The following is a 19,284-nucleotide window of genomic DNA, read 5'->3' as shown; positions in this document are numbered from 1 at the left end:
AGCAACAAAAAGCCGCTTTTTATTTCGATAAACTGGACATCATCAGTTTGCTGGTGCACAATTCCGCCTATTATCTCTGACCCGTAATTGAAGGATCGCAATGGCGAATATTGTTGTGCTTAACGGCCCCAATCTCAATCTGCTTGGGACACGCGAGCCTGAACATTATGGTGCTGACACCCTGGCCGATGTTCAACAACGCCTGGATGCCATCGCAAAAAATGCCTCACACCAACTCGATTTTTTCCAAACGAATGCAGAACATGAATTAATCGAAAAAATTCATGCTGCCAGAGATAAGGCTGATTTTATTATTATTAATCCGGCCGCATTCACACATACCAGCGTGGCATTACGAGATGCCTTATCCGCGGTCAAGATTCCATTTATAGAAGTACATATTTCTAATATTCACGCACGCGAGACATTCCGCCATCACTCCTATCTATCAGATATTGCAGTAGGTGTGATTTGCGGACTTGGCACACAAGGCTATGAATTAGCTTTGGCATCTGCCATCAGACAACTCAACCCATAACAACTAAATATAAGGTTTTAGCATGGACATTCGTAAAATTAAAAAACTGATTGATTTGATCCAAGAATCTGACGTATCTGAAATTGAAATTTCAGAAGGTGAAGAGTCAGTACGTATCAGTCGTAATCAGCATTCTGCAGCTGTTTCATACAACGCTCCAGCACCTGCTCACTATGCTGCTCCAGCGCCCGCTCCGGCACCAGCAGCAGCGCCAGTAGCAGAAACAAGCAATACGGTTAATGAAGCCAATGCTGTGCGCTCTCCAATGGTAGGAACGTTTTATCGTTCATCATCGCCTGAAGCTGCACCATTTGTTGAAGTTGGCCAATCGGTGTCTGCTGGTGATGTCATTTGCATCATCGAAGCAATGAAAATGTTCAACCAAATCGAAGCTGATCGTAGTGGTACTGTTAAAGCTATTCTGGTTGAAAACGGTGATCCTGTTGAATTTGACGAGCCACTAGTCATTATCGAATAACAGTCATGCTGGCTATCATCACATAGCCATCGCTCACCCTGAATTGTGGATTAAAACCAAATTATGATCGATAAAATTGTTATTGCTAACCGAGGCGAGATTGCCTTGCGTATCTTGCGGGCTTGTTGGGAACTGGGCATCAAAACGGTTGCTGTCCACTCAACAGTAGACCGTGACTTAAAACACGTTTTGCTTGCTGATGAAACAGTCTGTATCGGCCCTGCGCCATCCAATGAGAGCTATCTGAATATTCCGGCTTTGATCAGTGCCGCCGAAATCACAGATGCCACAGCCATTCACCCGGGCTATGGCTTTTTATCTGAAAATGCTGACTTTGCAGAGCGTGTCGAAGAAAGTGGCTTTATTTTTATCGGCCCACGCGCTGATACCATTCGTCTGATGGGCGATAAAGTGTCAGCTATCAAAGCGATGAAAGAAGCTGGCGTTCCTTGTGTACCGGGCTCTGATGGTCCACTGGGCAATGATGACGAAACCAATTTACGTCTGGCACGTGAGATTGGCTACCCGATTATTATTAAGGCGGCTGGCGGTGGCGGTGGTCGTGGTATGCGTGAAGTTCACAGTGAAGCTCACTTACTGAACGCCATTGCATTAACCCGTAGTGAAGCGAAAGCAGCCTTTGGTAACGGCATGGTTTATATGGAGAAATTCCTCGAAAATCCACGCCATATCGAGTTCCAGGTACTCGCCGATCAGCATGGTAATGCTATTCACTTAGGTGAACGCGACTGCTCAATGCAACGTCGCCACCAAAAAGTGGTCGAGGAAGCGCCTGCACCTGGTATCACTCCAGAAATGCGCGACCGTATGGGTAAAATCTGTGCTGAAGCTTGTGTACGTATTGGTTACCGTGGTGCCGGTACATTTGAGTTTCTCTATCAGGATGGTGAATTCTATTTCATCGAGATGAATACCCGTATTCAGGTAGAACATCCGGTCACTGAACGTGTGACAGATGTTGATCTTCTGGTACAGCAGATTCGTATTGCAGCAGGTGAGCCACTGTCAATCAAGCAAGAAGATATTGTCATGCGTGGCCATGCCATTGAATGTCGTATCAATGCTGAAGATTCCCGTACTTTCATGCCAAGTCCAGGGCAAATCACTTCGTATCATGCACCAGGCGGTGCCGGTATCCGTATGGATTCCCATATTTATAGTGGCTACCGCGTGCCACCAAATTATGATTCTTTGATCGGAAAGCTGATTGCCTATGGTAAAACGCGTGATATCGCGATTGCCCGTATGCAAACAGCGTTAAAAGAAATTGGTATTGAAGGTATTAAAACCAACGTTGAATTACAACGTGACATTATGGATGACACTCACTTTCAAACGGGTGGCACCAATATTCATTATCTTGAAAAGAAACTGGGCATGTAATCAGCGATGGCCTGGATTCAATTTATTTGTAACACCACATCAGACAAGGCAGATGCCTTGTCTGATGCGTTTTCTGAGTGTGGTGCAGCAGCTGTCACCTTTGAAGATGATGCCGATCAGCCTATTTACGAACCTGATCTTGGGACCACACCGCTGTGGACGGCAACTCGGGTTGTCGCCTTATTTGATGCGGAAACCAATCCTGATGACGTCGGCAATATGTTATCAACGCTAGTAGCGGATATACCGCCATATCGCGTTGAAGCAGTTGAAGACAAGGACTGGGAAAGAGAATGGATGGATAATTTTCATCCTATTCAATTTGGCGAACGTTTATGGATATGCCCTAGCTGGCATACACCACCAGCGCCAGATGCAGTCAACATTATGCTGGATCCCGGTTTAGCATTTGGTACCGGTACACATCCCACTACCGCTTTATGCTTGAACTGGTTAGATCAGGCCGATCTTAAAGGTAAATACGTTATTGATTATGGCTGTGGCAGTGGCATTTTAGCGATTGCGGCTGCTCTGCTTGGTGCTGAACGAGTTATTGGTGTCGATACCGATCCACAGGCACTTGAAGCGACACGTGCCAATGCTGAACGTAATGGTGTCGAGATCGAAGCTTATTTACCTGGTGATTGCCCGGATGAGCCTTGTGATTTATTACTAGCGAATATTCTCGCAGGCCCATTACAAACGCTGGCACCACTATTCGCTACTTTGACAAAACCCAATGCTGGGCTCGTGTTATCTGGCATATTACAAGTACAAGCACAGGAAGTATCCGATAGCTATCAATCATGGTTTGATATGCAAGCTCCTGCCGTCAAGGAAGACTGGATTAGATTAAATGGCAGCCGACATGCAAGGTAAAACCATCAGCATCGGGCCCTACCATTTGCCTAATAATTTATTTCTGGCACCGATGGCAGGTGTAACAGATCGTCCATTCCGTCAGTTATGTCGTCGCTTAGGTGCGGGAATGGCTGTATCAGAGATGATCACAGCAAATAAAACCTTGTGGGCCAGTAAAAAGTCGTTATTACGAGCTAATCATACTGGTGAGCCAGAGCCACGTAGTGTACAGATTGCTGGTGCCGATCCCAAAATGATGGCTGAAGCAGCAAAACATAATGTCGATCAAGGTGCCCATATCATTGATATCAATATGGGCTGTCCTGCTAAAAAAGTCTGTAATGTGATGGCTGGCTCTGCCCTGTTGCAAGATGAGTCACTGGTAGCCAGTATTCTTGAATCTGTGGTGAATGCCGTCGATGTGCCTGTGACCCTGAAAATACGTACCGGCTGGGATAGAGATAATCGTAATGGATTAACGATTGCCCGAATTGCCGAACAATCAGGCATACAAGCCTTGGCCATTCATGGCAGAACACGAGCTGATGCCTATAAAGGTGAAGCCGAATACGACACAATTGCAGAAATAAAAGCCTCTATTTCGTCCATGCCAATTATTGCTAATGGTGATATAGATTCCCCTTTAAAAGCTGCTGAAATACTCAATAAAACCGGTGTTGACGGTTTAATGATTGGACGTGCTGCCCAGGGTAACCCATGGATTTTTAGACAAATTATCCATTACCTTGAGCATAACAAACTGTTATCATCTCCTTCTGTTGTTGAAATTCGTCAGATCTTGATTGAACACCTGGAAAACCTGTACGATTTTTATGGTGATTATTCCGGTGTGCGAATGGCAAGAAAACACATTGCCTGGTATAGCAAAGGTCTACGTAATGGTAATGCCTTCCGTCAGGAAATGAATTTGCTCGAATCACCGCAACAGCAGGTAGACTTTACACGTCAGTTTTTTGATCAATTACAAGAACAACAGGATATACAAGCCGCATGACTCAACCGCTAGCCAAAGATTCAACTACTTGCGCAGAGCTAGCTGTCGTGGCTGAGCAAACAGCGGAACCACTCAATGTGTGCGTCACACGTGCATTGGCCGATTATTTCGAACAACTTGAAGGCCATCCTGCTGCCAACCTGTATGAAATGTTAATGACGGAAGTCGAAGTTCCTTTACTCAAAGCAACCCTTGAACATACCAACGGCAACCAAAGCCGTGCAGCTGAAATTCTCGGCATTAACCGTGGAACATTACGTAAAAAACTCAAGCAATACGGCTTATAAATCGAATTTTTTATCTCCTGGAAGTGTTTTTCAATGAATCAAATCAAACGTGCTCTATTGAGCGTATCAGACAAAACTGGTGTGCTTGAATTAGCCCAGCAATTAAACAAGCTAGGTGTAGAACTGTTATCTACTGGCGGTACAGCAAAATTATTAGCTGAAGCCGGCTTACCAGTAAAAGAAGTCTCCTCACATACCGGCTTCCCTGAAATGATGGATGGTCGTATTAAAACATTGCATCCGAAAATTCATGGTGGCTTATTAGGTCGCCGAGGCACGGATGACACCATTATGGCCGAGCACGACATTGCTCCTATTGATCTGGTTGTTGTTAACCTTTATCCGTTTGAAGCCACCATTGCGCGTGATGACTGCACCTTGCCTATGGCCATCGAAAATATCGATATTGGTGGTCCAACCATGTTACGTGCAGCAGCGAAAAACCATGCTGATGTTACCGTATTGATTGATCCTGCTGACTATGCAAACGTTGTGGCACAAATCGAAGCTAACGGCGGTGTGGATGATGCAACCCGTTTTGATTTAGCCGTTAAGACATTTGAACACACAGCACATTATGATGGTGCTATTGCCAACTATCTGGGTAAATTAACAGGTGAAGAGAAAACCACTTTCTCACGTACCTTTAATAGCCAGTTCGTGAAGAAACAAGATATGCGTTACGGTGAAAACCCTCACCAAAATGCCGCTTTCTATACGGAAGCGAATCCTGCCTCAGGCACTATCAGCGCCGCCACGCAATTACAGGGTAAAGAACTGTCATACAACAATATTGCTGATACTGATGCCGCTCTGGAATGTGTCAAAGCCTTCCCCGAAGCACCAGCTTGCGTCATCGTAAAACATGCCAATCCCTGTGGTGTAGCTGTTTCTGATAGCTTACTTAACGCTTATGACTTAGCTTACCAAACTGATCCAACCTCTGCCTTTGGTGGCATCATTGCATTCAATCGTCCATTGGATGCCGATACAGCAAAAGCTATTATTGACCGTCAATTTGTAGAAGTCATTATTGCCCCTTCAATCAGTGATGAAGCTCAGGCGACTGTGGCTAAAAAAGCCAATGTGCGTTTATTAGCTTGTGGTGATTTTGAAAACACTACTGAAACTGGTCTGGATTACAAACGTGTTAACGGTGGTTTATTAGTTCAGGACCGTGATGAAGCGTTGGTACAAAAAGCTGACCTGAAAGTAGTCACAGAACAAGCGCCGACTGAAGAACAAATGGCCGACTTATTATTTGCCTGGCGTGTGGCTAAGTTTGTGAAATCAAATGCGATTGTTTATGTTAAGAACCAACAAACAGTTGGGATTGGCGCCGGTCAGATGAGCCGTGTTGTCAGTAGCCGCATTGCTGGCATTAAAGCAGAAGATGCTGGCCTGACTGTACCTGGTGCGGTGATGGCCTCTGATGCATTTTTCCCGTTCAGAGATGGTCTGGATGCGGCCGCGGCCGCAGGTATTAAAGCAGTTATTCAACCGGGTGGCTCTATGCGTGATGATGAAGTTATTGCTGCAGCAAACGAACATGGTATTGCCATGGTCTTTACTGGCATACGTCATTTTAGACACTAAACAACCGTGGAATTTTTGTGGATCGCGTTGAGGCTTATCGTTTATTCCAATCGCTAAATTATCAGCGCTTTCAGCATCTCATTGAAATGGCGCCTGCTCGGCAGGCGTTAATTTTTCAACTATTACCGCTTTTCTTTCATATCAATGCCAAGCTGTTACCGGGTTATATCAGTGATGATGTCCCGGCAGGCTTGCTTGATTACCGTCCGTCTCAGGACACAGTAAACAAAGCACAACAACTAAACCGCAGCTTTAATCACCGTGTGCGGGCTCTACGCCGATATCCCCTTCGCGGCCTTTATCTTATTAACCCTCACCATCATTACAGCTACACCGATAAAACTGAATTTGAGTTATGGTTGCTGTGCTCTGATTTGCTGGATATCGAACAACGGCATCAGCTGCAATTAAAATTAGATGCCATCACTGAATGGTGTGCTGAAAATGGGCTATTACTGAAAACACAATTAATAGCCGAAAAAGCATTGGTAGAAAATAATGCCTTATCTGAATGGCAAAAAGAACAGTTCTACACACAAGGTATTGTTCTGGCAGGCTGTGAACCCTATTGGTGGTTGTTAACTGACGAAGAAGACAGCGATCATCAATCAATAGTTGATGAATTCAAAACACAGGCTAAATTCAAACAATACAATCTAATTGATTTTGGCCCGGTCAAATCTATTGACCAAAATGCCTTGTTTGAAACGACGTATGCTGAATGCAAAGCTGTCCTGTTAGATGGGCATGTATCACTCGATCTGCTTTACTTACCACTGCTCTTAGAAACAGTCACGTCTGTTCCATTACTGTCAGTTGTTTTAAAACGAGCTATTTATCAAGGTGAGTCACGCTTTCCAGCTCTGGAAAACCAGGCACTAAAACTCTCCCTTATTGAATCACACTCAGAAGAATCATTAATCAATATCGCCAGAGAAGTATTTTATGAGGAAAGTCAGGAAACACTTTCCGTTGAGCTAAAACAAGCGCAGTATCCATGGCGTAGAGAATTTGTAAAACAGCTGATAACACAATGGGCATGGTCAGAAACCCAGCTGCAAACCATGGATAATCGTCACTCACATATCAAACAAAACCAGGCTTGGTTTAGCAGATTAGCCCCGGTTATTCAGTCTTCGTTAGAAAAGCTGCAGGATTATTGCAAACGTCATCAACTGGATACCAGCAATGAGATAACTTATCTCAAGCAGTTATACCGTTTACGCTTTCAACCGCAGGGAAATCAGATTCCCTCTCTACCACGGTCATTACGCCCCGAACATAATGAAAGCCGTTTGTATTTATACCGATTCAAGGATCAACAAGACTGGCTTGTCAGTCAGGTGCCGCTTGCAGACAATGCAAAATCAGGTTTATACCAGCATTCGCAACTTATCGATGTCTTAAGCTGGGTGATAAATCATCAGCTGTTAGCAAAAACGAATTGGCTTAGTGTGACGGATCAGCACCAGAAGTACACGACTTCATCTGTCATAGAACTCAGTAATTACATTATCAACCAGGGGCTTGCCCGGCTTGATATTCCCAAACAGCGTTCAGACATCATAACAACGGAAACCGTCATTCAGGTTATGGTCTTCCCGAATCTGGAGGAGCAGCCCAGCAATAAGCTCTCTCAACAGGGTTTACAGCTCTCCAGCAAACAAAATGATCCGCTCAATTACAGCTCCTTTAAAGAAAGTCTGGTATTAACCATCGATTGCTTGTTTATTTCCAGTCATGGTCAGATTTATAGTACGTTTTATCAGGGGCAGACTGCTGTTCTGGATATGCTCACCAGCCTGTTGCTCTGGCAACCCATTGGTCAACCTAAAGTGAATAGCTGGTGTACTACGCCAGGATTTGAAAAATCAATAAACCAGCGGTTTGAGACGTTAATACCTCAGGTTTGCCAACATTATCAAACTCATCCACAACAAGGAAAGTTTTTGATCAATCTGGCGGATCGTCCATATCAACTTCAATGGCACGATGGGCAAGTTGAATATGTCAGACGCCCAATGTCACAAACTTTCTGGCAACACCTGGCTGACAATACAAAAACGTTTACAGCCCAGGCTCTGGATAGCTACCTTGATAAAGACCAACTTCTGAATACCTTATTGAGTTATCAGGCAGCTGAGCAAGTCAGCATTTTTCTTTATCTCGAGAAAAATACCGTGGTCTATTATCTTGTTGATGAGTACGCCAATATCGTCCGTCATCAGGTTCAGCATCTCAGTGAGTCAACCCTGATGGGACACCTTCAGCTGTTCCTGTCACACATTAAGGCAGACAATCAATTGAGACATATTCGCTTTTATTTGCTCAACCATCACCAGCAAGGCTGGAAAATCAATGCTATTGCCCCACAGAACACAACACAGACTTTTCTTCCAGTTCAGGTAACCATGGAAAGTCCGGCGCTGGATGCAGCCTGCACTATTATGTGTGGAAAAAAATGGTTTGAAGGCCGTGCTGATGATATGGCCTTATTTGCCCAAGTTCACCAGCTTATTAATACCTTGCGACAAAATAACCAGACATATCCGCTTTATATCAATCAACTGCAATTTACTGATCATCAGCGTTATCCAACCGCTATATATATTCAGCAAAAGAACCGTCTGGAACAACTTTTTAACCAACAATAATCGATACAGGCTTTCTCTTTGGCCTGTGCTCTTTTATTATGTTGGTCTTTATTATCAGACGACAGAGTAACTTATGATCAAAGTCGGCATTGTTGGCGGCACTGGATACACCGGTGTCGAACTACTGAGATTACTTGCTAATCACCCTGAGGTCTCACTGGAAGTGATCACTTCCCGAAGTGAAGCAGGTATGCCTGTCAGCGATCTTTTTCCAAACTTACGTGGTCATGTAGATATCGCTTTTTCAGAGCCCGATCCCGACATTCTTGCACAATGTGATGTGGTCTTTTTCGCCACCCCACATACCGTTGCGATGGCGTTAGTACCAGAGCTGATTAAACGTAATACACGAGTTATCGATCTCTCTGCGGACTTCAGGTTAAAAGACCTTGCTGTCTGGGAACAGTGGTACAACACCAAACACACGTGTCCTGAGTTATTTGAACTTGCCGTTTATGGTTTACCAGAACTGAATCGTGACAAGATCAAAGATGCGCAGTTAGTCGCCGTCCCTGGCTGTTATCCAACAGCTACTGAACTGGGCTTTTTGCCATTACTTGAAGCGGGATTAATTGACCCACTGCGCTTAATCGCAGATGCCAAAACAGGCGTCAGCGGTGCTGGCAGAAAAGCCGCCATCCCTATGCTGATGGCAGAAACCAGTGGTAGTTTCAAAGCCTATGGCGTCAATGGTCATCGTCACCTGCCAGAAATCCGTGAAGTCTTATCCCAGCATTGCCAACAAAAAGTGGATTTAACCTTCATTCCACATCTGGCTCCGATGGTGAGGGGCATTCATGCCACTTTATATGGCCAACTAACGTCACAAAATGTGAATCTACAAAAGGTTTTTGAAGACCGTTACGCAAACGAGCCTTTTGTTGATGTGATGCCAGGCGGATCAATGCCGGAAACTAGAAGTGTTCAAGGTAGTAATGTTTGCCGTATTGCAGTACACCAACCACAAAACAGTGATACGGTAGTTGTTCTTTCGGTTATCGATAATTTGGTTAAAGGGGCTTCCGGCCAGGCTATCCATAATATGAATATCATGTTTGGACTCGATGAAAAAACAGGGATTAATGTAATTGCGATGATGCCCTGATGATTGATAAACCGTATGTAATTCAAACCAGACGACCATTTAGAACCTTTTTGATACTGCTGATAACACTGGCAGTTTCAACCTCGGTCGTCTGGTATTGGACAACTCAATGGCAATCTGAACAAAACAAACATCTTGCTGAAGTACAAAAGCAGAACCAAATTCTTCAGGAAGAAAATCAAAAACTCCTCGAACAAAATACACTTCTTAGCTCGCAAGTGAATGATATTTCGCGACTGCAAGCAGTCCAGGATGCCACTGATTCTCAGTTACAATCGAACTTACAAAAACTGCAGGATCAAGTCATTGAATTAAACAAAGAATTATTGTTCTATCAGAATATTACCCAGGGCAATGCCAGTAGCGAACTTCAGGTGCGAGAACTTCATCTCAGAGCCAATCCAGATAACCCTTCTCAGTATTTCTACCGTATTGTTATTACTCAGGGTAAAAAAATCACCAAAGCGATCAAAGGTGATGTACTGGTAACATTGAATTTTGCTGGTGATAAAACCAAACCACGACTCGCTAATAAACATGGTTTGAAATTAAAACACGTACAAGTGCTTGAAGGTGTATTCAGCTTAGAAGAGAATGAACAGCCAAAAAGCATTGAAATCGAATTAAAACAAGACAAGAAAGTCTTAACTAAACGCACTTTTCAATGGGAAGTTTCAACTACCCTGCCATAACGAGGTTCATCATGTTCAAAAAAGATAAACCAAGAAAGAAAAAAACAACGACACGGATAGATACATTAATTGGTCGTGATACTCACTTAAAAGGTGATATCAATTTCAGCGGTGGTTTACGAATCGATGGCAGTATTCAAGGCACCATTATCGCTAATGAGGATGGTTCCTTATTAACCCTGAGTGATCAGGGAAAAATTGATGGCGAAGTTCGAGTACCTAATCTCATCATCAATGGAGAAATAAATGGTAATGTTTTTGCCTCAGAACATGTTGAGCTTGCGCCCAAAGCACGCATCAATGGCAACCTTTATTACCGCATGATAGAGATGGCAATGGGAAGTGAAGTGAACGGTCACTTAATTCGCTCTCAGGATGAAGACGAAGATGTACTGCATGTCGAGCACGAAGTCTTTGACGAAAAAGAATCTTTTCATCTTGAACAAAAAAGCTAAATCTTGACTATTTTAGTCAGAATTGCATAATGGCTATTAATTAACCATTTATTCGGAGTAATGACATGACAAGCGAAATGCCCAGCCCAATTATTTTCACTGAGGCAGCGGCAGCAAAAGTCAGCGATCTTATTGCTGAGGAAGGTAATGATCAGCTCAAGCTACGAGTCTTCATTACCGGCGGCGGTTGCTCAGGTTTCCAATATGGCTTTACCTTCGAAGAAGACGTCAGCGATGGTGATACACAAGTAGAAAAAGCTGGTGTCACTTTACTGATTGATCCAGCAAGTTATCAATACTTGGTTGGTGCAGAGATTGATTACACCGATGGCATTGAAGGTTCCCAATTTGTCATTCGTAACCCAAATGCCACAACAACATGTGGATGTGGTTCATCTTTCTCGCCATAATCAAAAACACATCACCTCAAAAAAACCGGTGTCTCGACATCGGTTTTTTTTTGCCATCATGTATTGTCATTGTTGCCTATTCACAATGGCTTCATTATTCTGAAACGACGCTGATATAGGGGTATAGAATGATCTCAAAATGGCAATGGTTATTAACACAGCTGACTCGTACCTTGTGGTTAAGAGCCTCATTATTCGCTGTATTGGCCATTGTTACAGCATTGATTGCTATACCCGCACAAACATTAATAGAGAGCCCTTTTCCTTTTAAGATTGGTGCAGAGGCAGTTCGGGGGATCCTTAATATCCTTGCCTCAAGCATGCTTGCCGTCACGACTTTTTCTCTCAGTGTCATGGTTTCCGCATATGCAGCAGCAAGCTCAAGTGCAACCCCAAGAGCAACTCAATTAGTCAGACAAGACAGTACAACCCAGAATGTCCTTGCGACTTTCATTGGGTCTTTTTTGTTCAGTCTGGTCGGTATTATCGCCCTGAGCACTGATATCTATGGTGAAAATGGCCGTTTAATCCTCTTTACTGTGACTATCGGCGTCATCATTCTTATTGTTGTCACAATCTTACGTTGGATAGAGCATTTATCATTATTAGGTCGATTGAGTGAGACCACCAATCGTGTGGAAGAAGCCCTCACAGAAGCCATAAAACAACGTGTTGACTACCCTTGCCTTGGGGCGAAACGCTTAGATAAAGAAAATCCACCAAAGAAAGGCAAAAACGCAGTCTATGTCGACCAGATTGGTTACATCAAGCATATTGATTTAGGTGGGCTTAACCGCTGTGCAGAATCGAATGAAACTGAAATCTGTTTGTATATAGAGCCAGGTCATTTCGTTCACCCCGGCGAGGCCATTGCTTATTATGATGGTGATCAATCTGACACAATTGACGACACTATCAATAAAGCACTTACCATCAGTGACCTAAGATCATTTGATCAGGATCCGCGCTTTGGTTTCACTGTACTAGCAGAGATTGCTTCCCGCGCGCTCTCTCCTGCTGTAAATGATCCGGGTACCGCCATTGATATTTTAAGTCGGGCAGTCAGAGTTCTGTCATGCTGGCAAGATCATAAAAGTCTTGATGATACTGACGACAGCATAGCCTACCCAAATGTACGTATGCCTGAAATTAAGCTTGATAACCTTTTTGATGATATTTTTCTGCCTATCAGTCGGGATGGGGCTAGCATGCTTGAGATTCATATAAGACTGCAAAAATCATTATTAGCATTAAAGCAAATTTCTCCTGAATGCTTTTCTGATTGTGTAGAAAAACATTCAGAACTTGCTTATCAACGTGCTTTATTAGCCTTAGATCTGGATGCAGATAAAGAACGCTTGCAGGAATTACGAGACATAATCAAATCTTCATAATGTGATACATCTGTCATAAAAGGTGCTTTACTAAATTTTGTTTTACCCATAAAATGAATGAACGTTCATTCATTTTATGGGTAAAACTCATGTGTGCATCCTCATGTAAGGATAAGCATCAAGCTATTTTAGCTGCGACATTGAAACTACTGGCAGCGAAAGGGTTTCATGGCTTTTCCATCAAACAGCTTGCCGCTGAAGCAGGCGTTGCTGCTGGCACCATATATCTTTACTTCAAAGACAAAGATGAACTCATCATGCATTTACATAGCGACATCATTAAAACAGTCGCCGCAGCCATGTTTGAAAATCACGACACATCCTTACCGATAAAAGCACAGCATCGACAGATGAGTATTAATTTATGGAATTTCTGTCTGGATAATCAATGTATAACCTTGTGTAAGCCACAGTTTGATCACCTACCTCAGAATGTGCTGCGTGATTTACATGCCGACACCTGGTCGCAATTGAAACCAATAAAAGACTTATATGAAAAAGGTCGTCAGCAAGGTATTTTAAAACCCTTACCAAATGATGTTTTAATCAGCTTCAGTTTCGAACCACTTGTTAACCTTGCCGGCCAGCTACTGCTAGAGACCATCGACATTAGTGCTGATGAACTGAACCTTATGCTAGAAGCGTCATGGGATGCTATATCTATATCAACAATTGAGACTCAATAATGGAGTTATTCATGAAAACCTCGCCCTCAATCTCACGTGTTATAGCGCTATCTGCTTTATTGATATTAACCGCATGTCAATCTGATGAGCCTCAACAACAAGGCGGTCAGAAGCCAGAAAAACATGTTGATGTTGTTACTCTTGCCCCACAAAAAGTCACATTACGTAGCTCATTACCGGCTCGTACCACTGCCTTCCGGCAAGCTGAAGTTCGTCCTCAGGTGAATGGCATTATTGAGAAACGTCTTTTTGAAGAAGGCGCTCAAGTAAAAGAAGGCCAACAGTTATATCAGATTGATGCTGCTTTATATCAAGCACAAGTAGCCAATGCCAAAGCACAGCTGATGAGAGCTAAAGCGGCTTTGCAAACAGCTAAAGCCAAAGAAGCCCGCTATAAAAACTTGCTTGCTGATAATGCAATCAGCAAACAGGATTATGATGATGCCCTATCGACTTATGAGCAAACTGAAGCAGATATTAAAGTTCAGGAAGCGACATTAAAAACGGCAGAAACCAACTTAAATTACACACATGTTTATGCGCCCATTTCCGGACAAATAGGTAAATCCAATTTTACCGAAGGCGCACTGGTGACTGCACAGCAAAGCGCTGTCCTGACAACCATCACTCAGCTTGAACCGATCTATGTCGATATATCACAACCATCTAAACGTCTACTTGATTTACGTAAGCGTATTATTGCTCGTCAAATCAACCAGGAAAAAGCGCCAAAAGTGACACTAACACTAGAGGACGGGAGTGCTTATTCTGAAGCAGGCACCTTGCAATTTGCTGAGGTAAATGTGGATCCAACGACGGGTGATGTTGTACTAAGAGCCATCATGCCTAATCCAGAACACCTGTTATTACCCGGCATGTACGTTAAAGCAACTATTGAGGAAGGTGAGCTGGAAAACATTATTCTGGCACCACAAAAAGGGATTACTTTTGATCGTGAAGGAAATGCCACTGCTTTGATCGTAGGTAAAGACAATAAAGTTGAACTTCGTCAACTTAAATTGGATCGCTCGGTAGGGGATAACTGGATTGTGAAATCAGGGCTGAGTGCCGGTGAACAAGTTATTGTTGAAGGCTTACAAAAAGTGGCTCCGGAAGACTCGGTCAAAATTGATAACAATACAATTCAGACAGCAGGTAACGGAGCATAATCATGGCCAGATTTTTTATTGATCGCCCTGTCTTTGCCTGGGTCATCGCCATTATCATCATGATGGCGGGGATAATATCGATTTATCAATTACCTATATCGCAATATCCAACTGTCGCACCACCGTCAGTTGAGATAAGTACTGTCTACCCCGGCGCATCAGCTAAAACAGTGGAAGACACGGTTATTCAGGTTATCGAACAAAATCTAACGGGTATTGATAATGTTCTTTACATGTCGGGTACCAGTGATTCTTCGGGGTCCGGTTCATTAACAGTGACCTTTAACCCCGGTACTGATGCTGATATCGCTCAAGTACAAGTCCAAAATAAACTACAGTCGGCCATGCCTCTGCTTCCCCAAGCCGTTCAGGAGCAAGGTATAGAAGTCACTAAGTCCAGTGCCGCTTTTTTGATGGTGCTTGGCTTTTATTCTGATGATGGCAGCCTCGATAAATATGATATTGCTGACTATGTCTCTGCCAATATTAAAGAACCACTAAGTCGTATCAATGGTGTAGGCCAGATCCAGGTATTTGGTTCGCAATATGCCATGCGTATCTGGCTTAACCCAGATAAATTAGCTCACTACAAACTAACCACAAGTGATGTCACCAATGCCATTCGTGCCCAAAACGTGCAGATTGCAGCTGGTGAGCTCGGTGGTGCGCCAGCAGTCAAAGGGCAGGAGTTTAATGCCAGCATTATCGTACAAACTCAATTGGAAACCCCGGAAGAGTTTGGACAAATAATCTTACGCGTAAATGAAGATGGCTCACGCATCAAACTGTCTGATGTCGCTCGTATTGGATTAGGTGGTGAAAACTACCAATTTGAAACGGAATACAATAAACAACCGGCTGCTGGTATTGGTATTAATCTGGCTTCAGGTGCCAACGCCCTGGAAACAGCCAAAAAAATTCGTGAGCGTATCGATGAATTATCCCCCTATTTTCCAAATAGCCTGAAAGTCGTTTATCCGTACGATACAACACCTTCAGTCAAAATCTCTATTGAAAATGTTGTTCACACATTAATCGAAGCGATCGTTTTAGTCTTCCTGGTTATGTATTTATTCTTACAGAATATCCGGGCGACATTGATTCCAACAATTGCTGTGCCGATTGTTTTGTTAGGGACCTTCGGTGTCCTGTTCGCTTTCGGTTTCAGCATCAATACACTGACAATGTTTGCCATGGTTCTGGCTATTGGTTTGCTGGTTGATGACGCTATCGTAGTGGTTGAAAACGTTGAGCGTGTAATGCATGAAGATGGTCTCTCACCTAAAGAAGCCACCCGAAAATCAATGGACCAGATCACCAGTGCTTTAGTGGGTATTGTTCTGGTACTGTCCGCCGTATTTATTCCGATGGCTTTCTTTGGCGGTTCCACCGGCGTTATTTATCGGCAATTCTCCGTAGCTATAGTCTCTGCCATGGCCTTATCGGTACTGGTAGCTCTGACACTGACACCTGCACTCTGTGCCACGCTACTCAGAGCGGGTGACGATGAACACAATGATAAAAAAGGGTTCTTCGGCTGGTTTAACCGTAACTTCAATCGGGCGACGAATAAATACCAAAGCTCCGTCGGTCATATGATTCACCGTACGGGCAGATACATGATCATTTATGTGCTCATCGTGGGAGTATTAGCTGTTCTATTCACCCGGCTTCCGACATCGTTCTTACCGAATGAAGATCAAGGCATGATGTTTACCTTAATGACATTGCCAGCCAATGCCTCAAAACAACGCTCGTCTGAGGTGATGAATAAAATCGAAGACTATTATCTTGATAAAGAAAAAGACAGTGTTAAATCAGTATTCTCGATTATTGGATTCAGCTTTGCTGGGCGTGGTCAGAATAATGGTATGGCCTTTACAAATATGAAACCCTGGGATGAAAGACCAGGTGAGGAATTGAGTGTGCAAGGCGTTGCCGGGAGAGCATTTCAATATTTTTCATCTATCAAAAATGCAATGATATTCCCGATTGTACCGCCACCAATCACTGAACTAGGTAATGCCAGTGGTTTTGATTTACAGCTGAAGGATGTGGGTGGTCAAGGGCATGCGGCCTTAATGAATGCCAGAAATCAACTATTAGGTATGGCAGCTCAGGATCCACGTTTAACAGGTGTTCGGCCAAATGGTCAGGAAGATACACCTCAGTTTAAAATCGATGTGGATCATACAAAAGCAGCGGCATTTGGTGTCGACCTGACCCAAATAAACCAGACATTTAATACCGCTTGGGCATCTACCTATGTTAATGATTTCATTGATAATGGTCGTGTTAAAAAGGTATATGTACAAGGTGACGCACCTTACAGAATGATGCCCGATGATGTATCAAAATGGTATGTCCGTAACAATAATAACGAGATGGTGTCTTTAGGCTCTCTCTCAGAAGGACGTTGGATTTACGGCTCGCCAAGGCTTGAACGCTATAACGGCGTCTCGTCAGTCAATATTCAAGGTGAAGGAGCACCGGGTGTCAGTTCAGGTGAAGCTATGAAAGCAATGGAAGAGTTAGTAGGAAAGCTTCCTTCCGGCTTTGGTTATGAATGGACAGGGCAATCCTATCAGGAACGCGAGTCTGGGGATCAAGCACCATTACTCTATGCTCTTTCCATTATGGTGGTGTTCTTATGTCTGGCAGCACTTTATGAAAGCTGGTCAGTACCGTTCTCAGTATTAATGGTTATACCACTGGGCATTATCGGTGCTGTACTGTTTACCATGGCACGTGGATTATCCAATGACGTCTATTTCCAGGTAGGTCTGTTAACAACCATCGGGCTGGCTTCCAAAAATGCCATCCTGATTGTTGAGTTTGCAAAATCACTACATGAAGATGGTATGTCACTTATTGATGCCACCATGGAGGCTGTCAGAATGCGTCTTCGCCCTATCATCATGACATCACTTGCCTTTATGTTAGGTGTATTACCGCTGATGATTGCTACGGGTGCTGGTTCTGGCAGTCAGAATGCCATTGGGACTGGCGTTTTTGGTGGTGTCTTCACTGCTACTCTATTAGCGATATTCTTTATACCTGTCTTCTTTGTTGTGGTATTTAGTCTGCGAGAAAGACTTACTAAAAAATCATCACATGATGAAGTTAAAAAGGCCTGATTATGATGAAACCTATTAAATTATCTGTTGCTATCACGGCGCTATTAACGATATCAGCATGTTCGTTGATGCCGGACTATCAAAGACCTGATCCAAGTATTGCCATCGCTAATCAATCAGCCGAAGACTCAATCAATGTGGCTGAACTCGGCTGGAAAGATTTTTATCTTGATCCAAAACTAGAACAATTGATCAGCATCGCTTTAGCCAATAATCAGAACCTCAAAATCTCATCACTGACTGTTGAACAGCTGCGTGAACAATTTCGTATTCAAAAAGCGGCAAAATTACCAACAGTCAATGCAGAAGGTTCGGTTACACGTCAGCGAACACCAGGCTCTTTAAACGCTAGAAGACAAAGTGAAATAACCGATACTTATAGTGTTGGACTTGGTATATCCGCTTGGGAGCTGGATTTTTTTGGCCGCATAGATAGCCTGTCTGAATCAGCGTTACAACAGTTCCTCGCTTCTAAATCGGCAAGGGACAGCATGCAATTAACGTTAATTGCGCAAGTGGCTGATGCCTGGTTTAGCTGGCTGGCAAGTAATGAACAGCAACAATTATCTTCAGAAACCCGCAAAGCACGTGATGAAAGTTATCAACTGATTGAGAAACGTTTTAAAAGCGGCTTAGCTTCTGAACTGGATGTAAGACAAGCCGAAACAGCTCTGCATGAAGCGCGTGTTCTGGAAGTACAATACCAGCAGCAGGCAAATCAGAACTTCACAAACTTACAGCTCCTGGTAGGCCAGACATTAGATAAAGATGAATGGAAAAAAAGCTGGTATGAAATGAAAACACTGCGCGATATTCCTGCCAATCTGACATCTGATGTATTGTTAAAACGTCCTGATGTGATGCAGGCCGAGTACACAATTAAATCAGCTAATGCTGATATTGGTGCGGCCAGAGCAGCGTTCTTTCCACGTATCAGTCTCACAACCTCACTTGGTTTTGGCGGTACAAGCTTTGGCCAATTAGGCGAAGCCTCAAGCCGTCAGTGGGCTATCGCACCGCAGTTCACCCTGCCGTTGCTGGATTGGGGTGTAAATAAGGCCAACCTGAATGTGGCTGAGCTACAAAAAGACATTAACATTGCTAAGTATCAACAAGTCATTCAGGAAGCATTTAAAGAAGTTCGTGACGAAATGGAAGCGCGTTATACGCTGGATGCTCAGTTGGAAGCGCAGAATGATCTAACAGCCTCCACCAAACGTAGTCTGCAGTTAGCCCAATATCGATTTGATGCCGGTATAGATAGTTACCTAGATGTGCTGGATGCACAGCGTAGTTCTATCAATAGTGAATTAAGTCAGATTGATACCCGCTTGCTCAGACTACGCAATCAATTGACTTTGTACAAAGCATTGGGTGGTGGCTTATATGAAGAAACACCCTAA

17 protein-coding genes are annotated in these 19,284 nt (G+C 43.5%); all 17 read left to right on the top strand.

Features of this window, described 5'->3' with window-relative positions:
• Nucleotides 1-100 precede the first annotated feature (100 nt).
• The 17 genes from aroQ (at nt 101) to BM232_RS07355 (ending at nt 19,284) form a co-directional block, all read left to right on the top strand.
• The gene (aroQ, locus tag BM232_RS07435; protein ID WP_091713014.1) at nt 101-538 is read left to right on the top strand and encodes a type II 3-dehydroquinate dehydratase; all 438 of its coding nucleotides are present in this window, start codon (nt 101-103) and stop codon (nt 536-538) included.
• Between the two features lie 22 nt (nt 539-560).
• Nucleotides 561-1,016 carry an acetyl-CoA carboxylase biotin carboxyl carrier protein gene (accB, locus tag BM232_RS07430; protein ID WP_091713012.1) on the top strand — a complete coding sequence of 152 codons (456 nt, stop codon included), beginning with the start codon at nt 561-563 and terminating at the stop codon, nt 1,014-1,016.
• Between the two features lie 63 nt (nt 1,017-1,079).
• A complete protein-coding gene (gene accC, locus BM232_RS07425) occupies nt 1,080-2,420 on the top strand; it encodes an acetyl-CoA carboxylase biotin carboxylase subunit (protein WP_091713010.1) in 1,341 nt (446 codons plus the stop codon).
• Nucleotides 2,421-2,426: 6 nt separating this feature from the next.
• On the top strand, nt 2,427-3,299 hold the full coding sequence (prmA, locus tag BM232_RS07420; protein WP_091713007.1) for a 50S ribosomal protein L11 methyltransferase: 873 nt from the start codon (nt 2,427-2,429) through the stop codon (nt 3,297-3,299).
• Nucleotides 3,289-4,296 (top strand): tRNA dihydrouridine synthase DusB, encoded by a 1,008-nt coding sequence (dusB, locus tag BM232_RS07415; protein WP_177207289.1) that lies wholly within the window; start codon nt 3,289-3,291, stop codon nt 4,294-4,296. The genes prmA and dusB overlap by 11 nt, the downstream gene beginning before the upstream one ends.
• Nucleotides 4,293-4,583, top strand: coding sequence for a DNA-binding transcriptional regulator Fis (gene fis / locus BM232_RS07410; protein ID WP_091713005.1), 291 nt, complete (start codon nt 4,293-4,295; stop codon nt 4,581-4,583). The genes dusB and fis overlap by 4 nt, the downstream gene beginning before the upstream one ends.
• A 33-nt stretch (nt 4,584-4,616) precedes the next feature.
• Nucleotides 4,617-6,179, top strand: a complete 1,563-nt coding sequence (gene purH / locus BM232_RS07405; RefSeq protein WP_091713004.1) for a bifunctional phosphoribosylaminoimidazolecarboxamide formyltransferase/IMP cyclohydrolase — start codon at nt 4,617-4,619, stop codon at nt 6,177-6,179.
• Between the two features lie 17 nt (nt 6,180-6,196).
• Nucleotides 6,197-8,833, top strand: a complete 2,637-nt coding sequence (locus BM232_RS07400) for a class I adenylate cyclase (RefSeq protein ID WP_091713003.1) — start codon at nt 6,197-6,199, stop codon at nt 8,831-8,833.
• A gap of 73 nt (nt 8,834-8,906) precedes the next feature.
• The gene (gene argC, locus BM232_RS07395; RefSeq protein WP_091713002.1) at nt 8,907-9,938 is read left to right on the top strand and encodes an N-acetyl-gamma-glutamyl-phosphate reductase; all 1,032 of its coding nucleotides are present in this window, start codon (nt 8,907-8,909) and stop codon (nt 9,936-9,938) included.
• Nucleotides 9,938-10,630 (top strand): DUF6776 family protein, encoded by a 693-nt coding sequence (locus BM232_RS07390; protein ID WP_091713001.1) that lies wholly within the window; start codon nt 9,938-9,940, stop codon nt 10,628-10,630. Before argC ends, BM232_RS07390 begins: the two co-directional genes overlap by 1 nt.
• A gap of 11 nt (nt 10,631-10,641) precedes the next feature.
• Nucleotides 10,642-11,085, top strand: coding sequence for a bactofilin family protein (locus BM232_RS07385; RefSeq protein ID WP_091712993.1), 444 nt, complete (start codon nt 10,642-10,644; stop codon nt 11,083-11,085).
• A 65-nt stretch (nt 11,086-11,150) separates the two neighbouring features.
• Entirely contained in the window at nt 11,151-11,495 is a 345-nt protein-coding gene (gene erpA, locus BM232_RS07380; RefSeq protein WP_091712990.1) for an iron-sulfur cluster insertion protein ErpA, read from the top strand.
• A 128-nt stretch (nt 11,496-11,623) separates the two neighbouring features.
• On the top strand, nt 11,624-12,889 hold the full coding sequence (locus BM232_RS07375; RefSeq protein ID WP_091712988.1) for a DUF2254 domain-containing protein: 1,266 nt from the start codon (nt 11,624-11,626) through the stop codon (nt 12,887-12,889).
• 89 nt (nt 12,890-12,978) lie between these two features.
• A complete protein-coding gene (locus BM232_RS07370) occupies nt 12,979-13,575 on the top strand; it encodes a TetR/AcrR family transcriptional regulator (RefSeq protein ID WP_091713235.1) in 597 nt (198 codons plus the stop codon).
• Between the two features lie 11 nt (nt 13,576-13,586).
• Entirely contained in the window at nt 13,587-14,744 is a 1,158-nt protein-coding gene (locus tag BM232_RS07365) for an efflux RND transporter periplasmic adaptor subunit (protein ID WP_091713232.1), read from the top strand.
• A 2-nt stretch (nt 14,745-14,746) separates the two neighbouring features.
• Nucleotides 14,747-17,881: an efflux RND transporter permease subunit gene (locus tag BM232_RS07360; RefSeq protein WP_091712986.1), complete on the top strand. Its 3,135-nt coding sequence runs from the start codon at nt 14,747-14,749 to the stop codon at nt 17,879-17,881.
• A gap of 2 nt (nt 17,882-17,883) precedes the next feature.
• A complete protein-coding gene (locus tag BM232_RS07355; protein ID WP_245752842.1) occupies nt 17,884-19,284 on the top strand; it encodes an efflux transporter outer membrane subunit in 1,401 nt (466 codons plus the stop codon).

Source organism: Methylophaga sulfidovorans (assembly GCF_900114205.1).
Classification (GTDB): Bacteria; Pseudomonadota; Gammaproteobacteria; order Nitrosococcales; family Methylophagaceae; genus Methylophaga; species Methylophaga sulfidovorans.
The sequence above is the reverse complement of the archived record's forward strand: the minus strand, read 5'-3'. Positions and strand labels throughout refer to the sequence as shown.